This window comes from Clostridium sp. L2-50 (assembly GCF_000154245.1).
GTDB lineage: Bacteria > Bacillota > Clostridia > Lachnospirales > Lachnospiraceae > Coprococcus.
This window is the reverse complement of sequence record NZ_DS480315.1, coordinates 1-807: the sequence shown is the minus strand read 5'-3', so window position 1 is coordinate 807 and position 807 is coordinate 1. Positions and strand designations below refer to the sequence as shown.

The 807-nt window shown below is 53.3% G+C and carries 1 other annotated feature (only partly in view).

What is annotated here, in order from left to right:
- Positions 1 to 772, top strand: a sequence feature (23S ribosomal RNA rRNA prediction is too short) (it extends 233 nt beyond the left edge of the window).
- Positions 773 to 807 lie beyond the last annotated feature (35 nt).

The following is an 807-nucleotide window of genomic DNA, read 5'->3' as shown; positions in this document are numbered from 1 at the left end:
AGTTAGGAATGATGCAGTACAGTGTCATACGCGGCAGCGTGTGGATGACCAACAGGACAGTGCTGGGTCTCTAACCGGCAGCCGTGACCCGTCTGGGGGACAATGTCTGACGGGGAGTTTGTAAGGGGCGGTCGCCTCCGAAAGGGTCTCGGAGGCGCTCAAAGGTTCCCTCAGAATGGTCGGAAACCATTCGAAGAGTGCAAAGGCAGAAGGGAGCTTGACTGCGACACCGACGGGTGGAGCAGGTACGAAAGTAGGACTTAGTGATCCGGTGGTATAACGTGGGATTGCCATCGCTCAACGGATAAAAGCTACCCTGGGGATAACAGGCTTATCACTCCCAAGAGTTCACATCGACGGAGTGGTTTGGCACCTCGATGTCGGCTCATCGCATCCTGGAGCTGTAGCAGGTTCCAAGGGTTGGGCTGTTCGCCCATTAAAGCGGTACGCGAGCTGGGTTCAGAACGTCGTGAGACAGTTCGGTCCCTATCCGGCGTGGGCGTAGGATATTTGAGAGGAGCTGTCCTTAGTACGAGAGGACCGGGATGGACGGACCGCTGGTGTATCTGTTGTTGACCAACAGCATGGCAGAGTAGCCAAGTCCGGCAGGGATAAACGCTGAAGGCATCTAAGCGTGAAGCCCCCCTCAAGATTAGATATCCCATTCTTTAAAGAAATAAGACCCCTTGAAGACTACGAGGTTGATAGGTCTGAGGTGTAAGTGCGGTAACGCATTCAGCTGACAGATACTAATAGGTCGAAGACTTATCCTGAGAGGTTCGAAAGATAAGCGAGAAAGAGATTGGA